Origin of the sequence: Methylobacterium sp. WL19 (assembly GCF_008040005.1) — a bacterium.
Taxonomy (GTDB): Bacteria; Pseudomonadota; Alphaproteobacteria; order Rhizobiales; family Beijerinckiaceae; genus Methylobacterium; species Methylobacterium bullatum.
The window spans coordinates 1-12,062 of record NZ_VRVC01000058.1; the positions used below are offsets into that span (position 1 = coordinate 1).

Annotated in this window: 10 protein-coding genes and 1 pseudogene; 5 read left to right on the forward strand and 6 right to left on the reverse strand. The window is 68.4% G+C overall.

What is annotated here, in order from left to right; genetic code table 11:
• From FV220_RS13000 to FV220_RS13010, 3 genes and pseudogenes are all read left to right on the forward strand, one after another.
• Window positions 1–273, forward strand: a pseudogene (locus FV220_RS13000) (thioesterase); the annotation flags it as partial.
• Window positions 274–334: 61 nt separating this feature from the next.
• Window positions 335–1,255 carry an ADP-ribosylglycohydrolase family protein gene (locus FV220_RS13005; RefSeq protein WP_147831849.1) on the forward strand — a complete coding sequence of 307 codons (921 nt, stop codon included), beginning with the start codon at window positions 335–337 and terminating at the stop codon, window positions 1,253–1,255.
• 103 nt (window positions 1,256–1,358) lie between these two features.
• Window positions 1,359–2,534 (forward strand): MFS transporter, encoded by a 1,176-nt coding sequence (locus FV220_RS13010; protein WP_056161453.1) that lies wholly within the window; start codon window positions 1,359–1,361, stop codon window positions 2,532–2,534.
• A 30-nt stretch (window positions 2,535–2,564) separates the two neighbouring features.
• Here the strand turns inward: FV220_RS13010 and FV220_RS13015 are convergent, their stop codons facing one another.
• From FV220_RS13015 to FV220_RS13030, 4 genes are all read right to left on the reverse strand, one after another.
• A complete protein-coding gene (locus FV220_RS13015; protein WP_056139952.1) occupies window positions 2,565–2,885 on the reverse strand; it encodes a hypothetical protein in 321 nt (106 codons plus the stop codon).
• Between the two features lie 67 nt (window positions 2,886–2,952).
• Window positions 2,953–3,726 (reverse strand): ABC transporter ATP-binding protein, encoded by a 774-nt coding sequence (locus FV220_RS13020; protein WP_056139955.1) that lies wholly within the window; start codon window positions 3,724–3,726, stop codon window positions 2,953–2,955.
• Window positions 3,723–4,763 (reverse strand): iron ABC transporter permease, encoded by a 1,041-nt coding sequence (locus FV220_RS13025; protein ID WP_147831851.1) that lies wholly within the window; start codon window positions 4,761–4,763, stop codon window positions 3,723–3,725. Before FV220_RS13025 ends, FV220_RS13020 begins: the two co-directional genes overlap by 4 nt.
• Entirely contained in the window at window positions 4,760–5,857 is a 1,098-nt protein-coding gene (locus tag FV220_RS13030) for an iron ABC transporter substrate-binding protein (protein ID WP_147831852.1), read from the reverse strand. The genes FV220_RS13025 and FV220_RS13030 overlap by 4 nt, the downstream gene beginning before the upstream one ends.
• A gap of 262 nt (window positions 5,858–6,119) precedes the next feature.
• On the opposite strand from FV220_RS13030, the gene FV220_RS13035 reads away from it, so the two are divergent.
• Window positions 6,120–7,436 (forward strand): UDP-glucose/GDP-mannose dehydrogenase family protein, encoded by a 1,317-nt coding sequence (locus tag FV220_RS13035; RefSeq protein WP_056139964.1) that lies wholly within the window; start codon window positions 6,120–6,122, stop codon window positions 7,434–7,436.
• A gap of 95 nt (window positions 7,437–7,531) precedes the next feature.
• Here the strand turns inward: FV220_RS13035 and FV220_RS13040 are convergent, their stop codons facing one another.
• Window positions 7,532–8,713 carry an MFS transporter gene (locus FV220_RS13040; protein ID WP_147831854.1) on the reverse strand — a complete coding sequence of 394 codons (1,182 nt, stop codon included), beginning with the start codon at window positions 8,711–8,713 and terminating at the stop codon, window positions 7,532–7,534.
• Between the two features lie 128 nt (window positions 8,714–8,841).
• On the opposite strand from FV220_RS13040, the gene FV220_RS13045 reads away from it, so the two are divergent.
• The gene (locus FV220_RS13045; RefSeq protein WP_147831856.1) at window positions 8,842–9,741 is read left to right on the forward strand and encodes a LysR family transcriptional regulator; all 900 of its coding nucleotides are present in this window, start codon (window positions 8,842–8,844) and stop codon (window positions 9,739–9,741) included.
• Between the two features lie 94 nt (window positions 9,742–9,835).
• On the opposite strand, the gene FV220_RS13050 is transcribed toward FV220_RS13045, so the two are convergent.
• Window positions 9,836–11,812, reverse strand: a complete 1,977-nt coding sequence (locus tag FV220_RS13050; protein ID WP_018045329.1) for an acyl CoA:acetate/3-ketoacid CoA transferase — start codon at window positions 11,810–11,812, stop codon at window positions 9,836–9,838.
• Window positions 11,813–12,062: the final 250 nt, after the last annotated feature.

A 12,062-nucleotide genomic window follows, 5' to 3' on the forward strand; every position in this document is an offset into this window, starting at 1 on the left:
CTCCTGCTCCGGCCCCGCCCTGCCGGCGGAAGCGTGGCGCAGCGCATCGCCGCCCTGCGCCGGCGCGGTGCCCATCTCGAACTCGTCTACAGCGCGGGCGATCGCGGCCTCGCCGCCCTGCACGAGGCGCTCGGCCGCTCCCCCGCAAGGATGGCCCGCCGCCTCGGCGGCCCGGTGACGATCATCGAGGGGGCGGATCACGATCTCAGCCCGGCCGCGGCGCAGGCGCGGATGACCGAGGTGCTTGAGCGGCTGCTCGCGCGCCTGCGCTGAAGCCCGTATCGCCGCGCCCCTCCGCGACGGGTATGGTTGCCGGAGCCAACGGAGCCTCCGCGTGACCTTGCCCGATCCGACGCACTCCCCCGCGATCCGCGACCGCGCCCGCGGCGCTTTCCTCGGCCTCGCGATCGGCGACGCCCTCGGCACCACCCTGGAATTCAGCCGCCGGGATACGCTTCCGCATCACACCGAGATGACCGGCGGCGGCCCGTTCGATCTTGAGCCCGGTCAATGGACCGACGATACCAGCATGGCTCTGGCGCTTGCCGAGAGCCTGCTTCAAGCCGGACCTTTCGACCCCCACGACCTCGCCACCCGTTTCGTCGCGTGGTGGAAGCAGGGCGCCTATTCCTGCACCGGCGCCTGTTTCGACATCGGCCTGACGACGCGGGACGCCCTGGCCCGGTTCGTCGAGACCGGCCGAGCCGAGTCCGGCTCCACCGATCCGGACACCGCCGGCAACGGCTCTCTGATGCGGCTCGCCCCCGTCGCCCTCGTCACTCTGCACGATCCCCGCGAGGCCGCGCGGATCGCCGAGGCGCAGAGCCGGACCACCCACGGCGCGCAGGAGGCCGTCGAGGCCTGCACCTATTTCGTCCAGCTCCTCCGCGGTGCGATTCTCGGCGACGCGGATATCCTGCGTCCGCGCACCGTCGGCGGCTCCGCCACATCGGCCATCGGGGCGATCGCCCGTGGCTCATGGCGCGGGAAGACACGGGCCGGGATCCGTTCGTCCGGCTACGTGATCCACACGCTGGAGGCGGCCCTCTGGGCGGGCGGCAGCACCGAGACCTTCGAGGACGCGCTGATCCTGGCCGTCAATCTGGGCGAGGACGCCGATACGGTCGGTGCCGTCACCGGACAGCTCGCGGGCGCCCTCTACGGCGCCTCGGCGATCCCCGAACGCTGGCTCCGGCCCCTGGCCTGGCGCGAGCGGATCGTCGATCTCGCCGACGCCCTGGTGGCGAAAGCCTGATCCCGGGCGCATCGCGCGTTGCCGTCATGATCCGCGTATGAAACACACCCCTGTGGACGCTCGCGCGAGGGCCGACCGGATCGTCCCCGTTTCGAGGGTGTGAATGACCGCAGCACCAACGGCCTTCTCGACCACGCGGCTCATCGTGATCCTGGCCGTGGCCGGCTTTGCCAGTACCTTCGCCGGGCGCGCCATCGAGCCCCTCGTCGGCGTCCTCGCCCGCGATCTGCGCAGCGATCCACATACGGTCGCTTTGCTGTCGACGGCCTTCGCGCTGCCCTACGCCCTGATCCAGCCGATCCTAGGGCCGGTGGGGGATTCGCTGGGCAAGGAACGGGTCATCGCCGTCTGTCTCGGCATCCTCACTTTGGCACTCGCCGGATGCGCGCTCTCGGCGGATCTCACCGTGCTGTTCGGGCTGCGCGTGCTCGCGGGCGCGGCGGCGGGCGGCGTCATCCCGCTGGCGCTCGCTCTCATGGGGGACCGTATCCCGCTGGAGCGCCGACAGGTCGCCATCGGCCGCTTCCTCGTCGCCGTCATCCTCGGGCAATTGTCCGGCTCGACCTTCGCCGGTCTGATCGAGGCCGATGTCGGCTGGAAGGGCGTCTTCGCCATCACGGCGGCCATCGCGGCGCTCGGCTGCGCGGCGGCGATCCTCGGCTTCGAATGGGCGGCCGGCGCGGCACCCAAGCGCTTCGCGTTGGGCGAGGCGGTGGCGCGCTACCGCACCATCGTCGCCATTCCCCGTGCGCGGGTGCTGTTCGCTGCCGTGTTCATCGAGGCGATCGCGGTCTTCGGCATCTTTCCCCATCTCGCGCCGTTGATCGAAGCGCGCGGGGAGGGCGGCCCCCGCGAGGCCGGGCTGGCCCTGGCCGGCTTCGCCGCCGGTGGGTTGCTCTACTCGGCCTTCGTCGCCCTCCTCCTGCGGTTCCTCGGGATGCGCCGGATGCTGGTCGGCGGAGGCGCCATCTGCGCCGGTGCCCTCCTCGTCATCGGCAGCGCGGGAAGCTGGCAGGTGGATTGCGCGGCCCTCGTGGCGCTGGGCCTCGGCTTCTACATGCTCCACAACACCTTTCAGGTTCAGGTCACCGAAGTGGCGCCCACGGCCCGCGCCTCGGCGGTCTCCCTCCACGCCTTCTCGTTCTTCTGCGGACAGGCTCTGGGCGTGGCGATCCTCGGCGCGGCGCTTCAAGGCCTCGGCCAGTTCACCGCGCTCGCACTCTGCGCCCTCGTGATCCTGGGTGTCGGCACTCTCACCGGGAAGCTGCTCTCGCGGTAGGATCACGCGCCCATCGTTGGGGGAGGCCGCCTACGTCTCCGGGAGCCCCGCATACCACTCGGCATAGGTCGTGTTCGCGACCATGCGGCGGTTCTGGTCGGGGGCGCCGTCCGTCCACCAGACGGGGCCGCGTTCGCCCAGACCGTGCTTGGCAGCGTCGACCGCCGCGCGGGCGCGCTTCATGGCGACCTCGTCGCCCGAGCGCTTGGCCTCCTTCACCGCCCGCCGCGCATCCATCAATGCCTTGACGAGGTGCTCCCGCTTCTCTTCGCTCAGGTTCGGATCGGTGCGCCGCCAGAGCCGTCCCTTGACGACGATGTAGCGGCCGTCGGGGGTCTCCAGCGCTGGCATCCGGTCTCCGTTCCCTCATCGACGCTCATCGGCACGGCAACGCGCGGGCGGGTGCCGGCGTGCCGCGTCAGCGGGGCAGGATCGGCGTGCAGACGAAGCGTCCGCTGCCCGGCAGGGGGACGATGGCGACGTCGATGCCGTAGATGAGGCGCAGGGTCTCGGGCGTGACGGCCTCCTCCGGTCTGCCGAGTGCCAGGAGCCGGCCCTCGTGCAGGAGTGCGACCGTGTCGCAGAGGAAGGCGTGATCCGGGTCGTGGGTCGAGAGAACGATGCCCATGCCGCGTTCCTTGAGGCGCCGCACTTGGTCGAGGACGCGGGCCTGATTGCCGAAATCGAGACTGGCGGTGGGCTCGTCCATGACGAGGAAGCGGGGTTCTCCCGCCAGCGCCCGGGCGATGAGGACGAGCTGGCGCTCGCCCCCGCTGATCTCCGTGTAACGCCGCTCGGACAGATGCCGGATGCCGAGGGTGGCGAGCGCCTCGAGGGCTATCGCCTCGTCCGCCCTGCCGGGAGCGGCGAAGGCACCGAGGCGGCTCGCCCGGCCCATCAGCACCACGTCCTGCACGCGGAAAGGAAAGAAGGCGGCATGGGCCTGGGGCACGTAGGCGACGCTGCGCGCGAACCGCGCCCGCGACCAGGTGGTCACATCCTGGCCGTCGAGGGTGATCCGCCCGGCTTTCGCGGGGAGCAGGCCGAGGAGGGTCTTGAACAGGGTGGTCTTGCCGCCGCCATTCGGACCCAGAAGGCCGAGCACCTCGCCCGCCTTCAAGGTGAAGCCGATGCCCACGCCGAGGGGCTTCGTGCCGTAGCCGAAGGCGAGGTTCTGGACTTCCAGGCTCAAGCCCAGCCCCCCTTCGCGGTGGCCAGGAGCCAGAGGAAGAACGGTGCGCCGATGAGCGCGGTGAGGATGCCCAGCGGCACCTCGATCGGCGCGACGGTGCGGGCGACGAGATCCACCGCCAGGAGGTAGCCCGCCCCCATCAGGAGGGAGGCCGGCAGCAGGCGGCGGAAGTCCGGCCCGACCATCAGCCGGGCCACATGCGGGATGATGAGGCCGATCCAGCCGATCACGCCGGTGACGGAGACGGCGGCCGCGGTCACCAGGGTCGCGGCGGCGATGAAGAGCGGGCGCAGCAGGCGCGTCTCGACGCCCAGCGCCCTGGCCTCCTCCTCACCGAGACTCATCAGGTTCATCCGCCAGGCGAACAGGACGAGGGGCAGCAGGCCGAGCACCATCGCCGGCAGGATCGCGCCGACATCGCCGAGAGTGACGGATGCGAGGCTGCCGAGCAGCCAATAGGTGATGGCGGGCAGCTGGTTGTAGGGGTCGGCCAGCACCTTCAGCAGTGAGATCGCTGAGCCGAGGACGGCCCCGATGGCGACGCCGGCGAGCACCAGGGTCAGTACCGGATCGTGCCGTCGCACCGCGAGGCCCACCGCGTAGACCGCGCCCACGGCGAGCAATCCCCCGGCAAAAGCGAGGAGCTGGATCGCACCCACGGGGAGCGAGAGAAAGATGCCGAGCACGGCGCCGAGGCTCGCGCCGGCCGAGACCCCGAGGATGTCGGGCGAGACCAGGGGATTGCGGAACAGGCCCTGGTAGGTCGAGCCCGCCGCGGCCAGGGCCGCGCCGACGACGAGGCTCGCCGCCACGCGCGGCAGGCGCACCTGCAGCACGACGATCTGCGCGGTCGGATCGATGGAGGAGGAGAGCCCAAGCAGCTTCGCCCAGAGGATGTGGGCGACGTCGGTCACGTGTACGGAGTACTTGCCCGTTGCCAGGGAGACGAGAACGAGGAGCAGCAGCGCGAGAAGCGGGAGCACGCCCGCCACGGCGAGGCGCAAGGCAGGCCGGGCGGCGAGGGAGGAGGCTGTCACGGGCGTGCGGCCCCTGCATCCTTCAGCAGGGTTTCCAACTGCGCCGCGTCGAGTTCCACATGGTAGAAGCGCCTGTAGAAATCGCGCGTGATGCCCTCCATCGGCTCGGGGAACAGGTCCGGATACAGCCGGGCCGCGAGCCAGCGCAGGCCGATCAGGCGGTTGATCCCCGGTGGGGAGTCGAACCAGCCGAAGGGCAGGCGCGGTGTCTGGTAGACACGGCCGGCCCGCACGGCCCGCAGCGTGCTCCAGAGCGGATCGGTGGATATGGCCCTGTGGAAGGCGGGATCGAGGGTGACGATGGCGTCGGGATCCCAGGCGAGAACTTGTTCCGGCGAGATCGTGGTGAGTCCCGCTGCGCCCCCGCCCTCGGCGACGTTGCGGGCACCGGCCAGGTCGACGATCTCGGTATTGATCGAGCCCGAAACCCCCGTCTCCAATCCGCGTGGCCCGCGAGCGTAGTAGACGCGCGGCCGCCGGTCGGCGGGGACCGAGGCGATCCGGCCCTTCACCTCGGCGATCATCGCCTCCGCATGGGTAGCGAGATCGCTGGCGCGCTCCGGGACGCCGATGAGTTCCCCGAGCTTGGCATAGGTCTCGGACGTGCGGTCGATGGCGCCGTCGAGGAGAATGTACGGAATGCCCGTCTGGGCCTGAACCCGGTCGGCGAGGGACACATAGGTCGGCGCCGTGCTGCCCACGTCGATGATGAGATCCGGCTTCAGGGTCAGCACGGCCTCGACATTGGCGGTGTTGCCCTTGCCCGTCAGCCGGCCGTAGGCGGGCAGGTCACGTGTCTCCGGCGTCAGGAAGGCGGCCTCGTCGGGGGAGGGGGCGCGGACCCAGCCGATCATGGTCTTTGGGGCCAGGGTGTAGAGCAGTACCGAGGCCGGCGGACCGGCGGCGAGGATGCGGCGCGCACGCTCCGGCACCTCCACCGTTCGCCCGGCCGCATCGACGAAGGGGCGGGCAAAAGCCGCCTCCACGGAGAGGGCGAGGCCCGCCAGAGTTATCGCGACCGCCACGAGCGCCTGCAAAGCACGGGACGGAACGTGGTTCCGGGCGGTGGCCGGCGGAATGAAGCGAAGGATCATGGCCTGGATCGTATCATGGCGACGGGCGCGGCGCTCCGTGGCGCACGCGCCCGGAACCGAGGCCGCTGTACCCTCTCGTTTGTCATCCGCAGGGGGCTGCTATACAGCCCCGGCCTACCGATCCGCCCGGCGGAGGTGGAGGCTTCGGGACCTGCCGACGTGATGGTCGGCCATCCTCCCGGTCCGTCATGGATCTGTCACCGCCGGCGGCGAGAGACGGTTGGTCGAGACGCCTGATCGAGGCGGCCGAGGAGAGTGCCTGATGAAGATCGCGATGATCGGCGCGGGGTATGTCGGCCTGGTCTCCGGTGCGTGCTTCGCCGATTTCGGCCACACGGTCTGTTGCGTCGACAACGATCCGGCAAAGATCGAAGCGCTCGAGCAGGGGCGCATCCCGATCTTCGAGCCGGGCCTCAACACGCTGGTGGCCGACAATGTCCGCCAGAACCGCCTGACCTTCACCACCGACCTGACGAGCGCGGTGGCCGCCGCCGACACGGTGTTCATCGCGGTGGGCACGCCGTCCCGGCGGGGCGACGGCTTCGCCGATCTCTCCTACGTCTATGCGGCGGCCCGCGACATCGCCGCCGCGCTCACCGGCTATACGGTGGTGGTAACCAAATCCACGGTTCCCGTCGGCACCGGCGACGAGGTCGAGCGCATCATCCGCGAGGCGCGGCCCGATGCGGATTTCGCCGTGGTGTCGAACCCGGAATTCCTGCGCGAAGGCGCGGCGATCGGCGATTTCAAGCGGCCCGACCGCATCGTCATCGGGGCCGACGACGCCCGCGCGGCCAACGTGATGAACGAGGTCTACCGCCCGCTCTATCTCAACCAGGCGCCGATCCTCGTCACCGGCCGCCGCACGGCCGAGCTGACGAAATACGCCGCCAACGCGTTCCTCGCCACCAAGATCACGTTCATCAACGAGATCGCCGATCTCTGCGAGCAGGTCGGCGCCAATGTGCAGGAGGTCGCCCGTGGCATCGGCCTCGACAACCGCATCGGCTCGAAATTCCTGCATGCCGGGCCGGGCTATGGCGGCTCGTGCTTCCCGAAGGATACCCTGGCGCTGGTGAAGACCGCTCAGGATTGCGGCACGCCGATCCGGCTGGTGGAGGCGGTGGTCGCCGTCAACGACCAGCGCAAGCGGGCCATGGCCCGCAAGATCGTCACCGCCTGCGGCGGCTCGGTGCGCGGCAAGACCATCGCGCTGCTGGGCCTCACCTTCAAGCCGAACACCGACGACATGCGCGATGCGCCGTCCCTCTCCATCGTCGCCGGCCTGCAGGATGCCGGCGCGCGCATCCGCGCCCATGATCCGGAGGGGATGGAGGGCGCGAAGCACCTGATGCCGGACATCGCCTATGCCGACGACCCCTATTCCTGCGCCGAAGGGGCGGACGCCCTCGTCATCGTCACCGAGTGGAACGCCTTCCGCGCCCTCGACTGGGCGTTGCTCGCCGAGAGCATGGCCGCCCGGGTGGTGGTGGACCTGCGCAACGTCTACCGGGGCGAGGACGTGGCTCGCCACGGCTTCCACTATGTCGGCATCGGCGTTCCGACGCCGGAGGCGTGAGCTAAGGGGAGAGGACGCCTTTTCGCGTCCCGAGGCCTCGTTTCCGACCCGCGCTCGTTCAATGAGCCGATATCGATCTCGTCGAAGGAGGGTTCTCAAGCGAACCCGGTTTTGCGGTCTGCCAGGACCAAGAGACCGACGAAGGCCAGCAGCCCCACGAGGCTCCAGGGCAGGGCGGCGGCACCGCCGGATTGAAGCAAGAGGCCTCCGAGCACGCCGCCCCCGGCGATCGCGAGGTTCCAGGCGGTGACGATCATCGATTGGGCCACGTCGGCGGTCTTTCCCGAAATCCGTGCCGAGGCCGTCTGGAAAAGGGATGCCGCCCCGCCGAAGGCGACACCCCATACCGATACGGCCACCAGCACGGCCCATCGGGTGTCGCCGAGGATGGCGAGAACCAGTCCCGCGCCGCAGAAAGCGGCGATGCTGATCTGTGTGAGCGCCCGCAGGCTCTGGTCGATCCGGGATCCCACGATCCAGATTCCCACCATCGCCGCGAGGCCGAACAGGAGCAGCACGGCATCGGTGCGGGAGGCCAGGCCGGAGCGTCCAAGGAAGGGCGCGACATAGGTGTAGAGGATGTTGTGTGCCAGCACGAAGCCCAGCGTCACTGCCAGCACCGTCTTCAGGCCCGGCAGGGCGATGACCTCGGCGAGGGGGAGTCTGCGGTCATGGGCTTCGCCCTCGAAGTCAGGGACCTTCCAGGCGATCCAGCCGACCAGCACGACGCTGAGACCGCTCAGGATAGTAAAGACCGGGCGCCATCCGACGAGACCACCGAGCAACGTCCCGGCCGGAATACCGATCGACAGGGCCAAGGGCGCGCCGACCATGGCGATGGAGATGGCGCGGCCCCTCAGATGTTCAGGGGCCATGCGGCCGGCATAGCCGGCGAGCAGGGACCAGACGAGCCCCGCGAAGAGCCCGGCGATGAAGCGGGCGGCCAGCATCAGCCTGTAATCGGTCGACGACGCCGTCACGGCATTGACCACGAGGAAGCCGCCCATGGCCAGCATGAGGAGCGGTCGCCGTCGCCATGTCCGGGTTGCCGCCGTGAGCGGAATGGCCGCGACGAGAGAGCCGATCGCGTAGGCGGTGACGAGTTGTCCGACCATGGCCTCGGACACGCCGAGATCCGCGCTCATGAGCGGGAGCAGTCCGGCGGGCAGGGCTTCGGTCAGGATGGTGAGGAAGCCCGCCATCGCCAGGGCCGAAAGGCCGACGACCGGCAAGCGGGTTGCGCCCGGCGCCACGGGCGGGGTGATCGTTTCAGCCATTGGATCGGTCCGTCGAGAGGCGGTCCGAGCGACCGCGTCATCGGCGATACCCCTCTGCAATGGCGCGAAAAATACTCTATCGTTCCGGTTTATCCGGACGTTGGTGTCCGCAATCGTGGGACGATACCTTGGACACTCTGTCCGCCCTCAACGTTTTCCTACAAGCCGCTGAGGCTGGAAGCTTCGTCGAGGCCGCCCGGCGGCTCGGAGTTTCTCCCTCGGCGGTGGGCAAGGCCATCGCGCGGCTGGAGCTGCGGTTGGGCACCCGTCTGTTTCACCGCAGCACCCGCAGCATCGCCCTGACGGCGGAAGGCAGCCTGCTCTTGGAGCGCAGCCGCCGCATCTTTGCCGAGGTCGATGCCGCGACCCGCGAGATGTCCTTGTCACAGGAGAGGCCGCGGGGACGGCTGCGGATCAGCCTTCCGCTGGTGGGGATGCTGTTGATGCCGTCCCTGTCCGCCTTTATGCGCGCATATCCGGATGTCGAGCTCGACCTCGATTTCACCGATCGCGTCGTCGATGTAGTGGAGGAGGGGTTCGACGCGGTCGTGCGGACTGGCGAGGTCTCCGATTCCCGGCTGATGACGCGCATGCTCGGGCAATTCGAGCACAGGGTCGTGGGGGCGCCGGAATACTTCGATAGGATGGGATACCCGAACATACCGGAGGATCTCGCCGGGCATGCCTGCCTGCAGCACCGCTATCCCTCGAACGGCAAGCTGGAGCGATGGCCTCTCTACCGGGGCGATATCTTCGTCGGAGGCGATGTGCCGGTTGCGTTGACAGCGAGCACGCTCGAGCCGCTGATCTATCTGGCGGAGCGGGGACAGGGCGTCACCTGCGTCCCTCTCTTCACCATCCGGCCGCAGATCGAAGCCAGTCTGCTCCTGCCGGTTCTGACACCCTACATTAAGAGCACCGGCAAGCTCAGGATCGTCTGGCCCTCGAGCCGGCAGGTGAGCCCGAAGGTTCGCGCCTTCGTCGATTTCCTGGCTGCCGATCTCACGGTATCGGATTCCACTGCCTGATCAACCATCATCGGACCGGCCGCATCCCCGTCCATGCCGGCAGCACGAGGGATGGAGACCGGTCGTCGAACCCGATCTCCATCCCGCCGTGATCTCACGCCGCCGCGTCGATGGCGGTGGAGGCCCGGCGTACCTTGCGGTCCATGCCGTCGAGGAAGGCGTGGGCGTCTTCCTTGCGCTCGAAGACGTGCGGGGCGAGGCCACGATTGTTCAGCGCTTCTTCCATCTTGAGGCGCAGGAAGGCGCTCGTCGCGTAGCGAGTGGTGGTGAGATAGTAGTTCGCCGACAGGTATTGGATCATGCTGGCGTAATCGTCGTACAGGTTCTCGTTGATGCGGAACCCGTCATGGTTGACCACCGAATTGACCCGCTGGCCGGCCTTCTTGCAGGCATCGACCAGAACCTTGCGCAGGTCGTCGATGTCGCTCTTGATGCGGGCGTGCCAGCCTTCGAGGTTGAGGAAGAGGATGTTGCGCTCGGCGTCGTAGCTGACCCGTTCCGGCAGGTTGAGGTTGAGGAGATCCGAGAGCAACTCCATCGGCTCGTCCCGGAACAGTCGGGCATCCATCTGCGCCGGGTGCTTGATGATCGGCGTGAAGCCCATATGGGGCAGGATATCGCGCTCGATATCGATGCCGGGCGCCACCTCGATGAGTTCGAGCCCCTCGTCGGTGAGCTGGAAGACGCAACGCTCGGTGACGTAGATCACCGGCTGCGAGCGCTTCTGTGCGTAGGGGCCGCTGAAGGTGATCTGCTCCACCTGCGGCAGGAACTTCTGCGAGCGCCCCTCGGTAACGATCTTGAGCTTGCCGTCCTCGATCGTGGTCTCCAGGCCGCCCACGGTGAAGGTGCCGGCGAAGACAACGCTCCGCGCGTTCTGGCTGATGTTGATGAAGCCGCCGCAACCGTTGAGCTTGCCGCCGAACGCGCTGGTGTTGACGTTGCCGTGCTGGTCGCACTCGGCCATGCCGAGGCAGGTCATGTCGAGGCCGCCGCCATCGTAGAAATCGAACATCTGGTTCTGGTCGATGACGCAATCGGCATTCGTCGCCGCGCCGAAGCTCGACCCGGACGCGAGCACGCCGCCCACGGCGCCGGCTTCCGTGGTGAGGGTAATGTAGGGCGTCACCTTCTCCTCGTTGGCCACCGCCGAAATGCCCTCGGGTGCGCCGACGCCGAGATTGACCACGCCGTTCGGCGGCAATTCGAAGGCCGCGCGGCGGGCGATGATCTTGCGGGCGTCGAGCTTCATCTTCTTCATGCCGCTCACCGGCACGCGGATCTGGCCGGCGAGCGCCGCATCGTGCTGCACGCCGTAATTCATGCGGTGCATCTCGGGCTCGGCCAGCACCACGCAATCCACCAGGATGCCCGGCACCCGCACGTCCTTGGGCAGCAGGAAGCCGTCATCGACGATGCGCTCCACCTGCGCGATGACGATGCCGCCATTGTTGCGCGCCGCCATGGCCTGGGCCAGGCAGTCGAGGGTGAGCGCCTCCTTCTCGAAGGAGATGTTGCCGGCCGGGTCCGCCGAGGTGCCGCGGATGAAGGCGACGTCGATCTTGGTGGCGGTGTAGAACAGCCACTCCTCGCCATCGACCTCCACGAGCTTGACGATCTCGTCCGTCGTCACCTGGTTGACGCGGGCGCCGCCATGGCGCGGATCGACATAGGTGTGCAGGCCGACCTTTGAGAAGAGGCCGGGCTGGCCGGCGGCGCAGGCGCGGTAGAGCTGCGAGATCACGCCCTGGGGCAGGTTGTAGCCGACGATCTTGTTGTCCTGGGCGGCCTTGGCCACCTTCGGCATGCGACCGAAATTGGCGGCGATGACGCGCTTCAGCAGGCCCTCGTGGTGGAGGCGGCCGGTGCCGAGGCCTTTGCTGTCGCCGGCGCCGGCGGTCATGATCAGGGTGAGGCCGCGCGGGGCGCCCGTGTCGACGAAGCGCTTCTCCAGGGCGGCATGAAGCGCCTCCGGGATGCAACTCTGGACGAACCCCGTGGTGGTGACGACGTCGTCGTGCCGGATGAGGGCGATCGCCTCCTCGGCCGTGATCACCTTATTTTTCTTCATCGACCGGTCTATCCTCGGAGCGCCTCCCCCGTCCCATCCCTAACACAAGTGATATCTTGCATAGTGTGGGGAGTGCGGAAGTCTTGTTTGGCACCCATAGCGTAAAGATACGGTCCAGTTTCCGCAAGGGGCCGGTCTAGGGGTAGTAGCGGTGCGAATGTCTTGTTGCACTGCAGCGGATTGGTTGGTTCTCGCCTCCCGATATCCGGCCTTTCCGGCGGCTCGCGAGGATTCTGCGCAATTGTCCGCT

Excerpts from the sequence above, each read along its gene's own strand:
- FV220_RS13035 (WP_056139964.1), top strand. The coding sequence starts at position 6,120 with ATGAAGATCGCGATGATCGGCGCGGGGTATGTCGGCCTGGTCTCCGGT.
- FV220_RS13050 (WP_018045329.1), bottom strand. The coding sequence starts at position 11,812 with ATGAAGAAAAATAAGGTGATCACGGCCGAGGAGGCGATCGCCCTCATC.
- FV220_RS13010 (WP_056161453.1), top strand. The coding sequence starts at position 1,359 with ATGACCGCAGCACCAACGGCCTTCTCGACCACGCGGCTCATCGTGATC.
- FV220_RS13015 (WP_056139952.1), bottom strand. The coding sequence starts at position 2,885 with ATGCCAGCGCTGGAGACCCCCGACGGCCGCTACATCGTCGTCAAGGGA.
- FV220_RS13040 (WP_147831854.1), bottom strand. The coding sequence starts at position 8,713 with ATGGCTGAAACGATCACCCCGCCCGTGGCGCCGGGCGCAACCCGCTTG.
- FV220_RS13030 (WP_147831852.1), bottom strand. The coding sequence starts at position 5,857 with ATGATCCTTCGCTTCATTCCGCCGGCCACCGCCCGGAACCACGTTCCG.